Source organism: Caulobacter sp. CCH9-E1 (genome assembly GCF_001556515.1).
Classification (GTDB): domain Bacteria; phylum Pseudomonadota; class Alphaproteobacteria; order Caulobacterales; family Caulobacteraceae; genus Caulobacter.
In genome coordinates, this window is the sequence record NZ_LSJA01000338.1 from 1 (window position 1) to 969 (window position 969).

Below are 969 nucleotides of genomic sequence, written 5' to 3' on the forward strand. Positions count from 1 at the left end.
AGCCAGCAAGGCTGGAGCCCCACCATCCGCTCGCCGATTGCGCCCGCCCCGCCGATCCCCTATCTTCCCCACAAATGGACTGGGGTTTCTCGGTCGGCGTGGGGCTCCTGGGGTTTCTCGGGGGCCCTTCTGCTTTCTAGGGGAAGATCTTCAGGCCGTTTGCAGCCAACTTGGGCCGCAGGATTTCGAAGGCTCGGTTCTCCTGGGCCGGACGCAAGGCCTTCAACCCTATCGGCCGCGCCATCAGGTCGGCCAGTTGCAGGCCGGATGAATTGCTCTTTTTGTCGACGAAGATCGGCTCCCATTGCAGGCGCGTGAAGTCCGGCCGCTGGTTGCCCCACTGAACCTCGTTGGCGACGACCCGGCGGAAGTGCAGCTCAAGCTCACGATCCTCGCGCTTGCCGCGACTTTCGAAAATCACATGGACGTTCCGTTCCTCCTGACCGAGCGCCAGAAGGCGCCCCAGCAGCTTCTCCATGCAGAAGTGCAGCGCCAGTTCGTAGGGGCTCCAGGGGGCGGCATAGCGGGCGACCAGACGAACCTTGTCGATCACGGCGGCGATGATCTCGAACTCGGCCTCGGCGACGATGGCGTTGACGCCGGCGATGAACGCCTCGCGCGTTCCCTGCCCCACCTGAAGAAAGGCGAAGTCGTTCTGTTGGCGGCGGATATCGCGCTCATGCAAGATCAGCTGGTCGTGGCCGACCGCCGCGAACTTCAGCCGCTGAAGTCGAGGCACGATGTCGGTGGCGTACGCCGCCTTGCGGACTAGGACGGTGTTCAGCACGAAGACTGGAAACGTAGGGTCGGGGTTCTCCAGAACCGGCGAGCCGCTTTCGTCGGCGAAGACAATGTAGTCCGAGAACGCCATCAGCCTCACCATAAGGCGAGCCGGAATCATAACGCAATTCAAGCTGGCGCCTTTGGCGCGGGACGGCGAATTCCCCCACCTCTTCCCCTACCTAACCC

The 969-nt window shown here is 63.1% G+C and carries 1 protein-coding gene; it reads right to left on the reverse strand.

Features of this window, described 5'->3' with window-relative positions:
* Window positions 1–136: 136 nt before the first annotated feature.
* Complete coding sequence (locus tag AX690_RS19460; RefSeq protein WP_066684670.1) at window positions 137–871, reverse strand: DUF3800 domain-containing protein; 735 nt, start codon at window positions 869–871, stop codon at window positions 137–139.
* Window positions 872–969: the final 98 nt, after the last annotated feature.

Bases quoted from the DNA above. Each gene is read 5' to 3' on its own strand.
- AX690_RS19460 (WP_066684670.1), bottom strand. From the start codon at position 871: ATGGCGTTCTCGGACTACATTGTCTTCGCCGACGAAAGCGGCTCGCCG.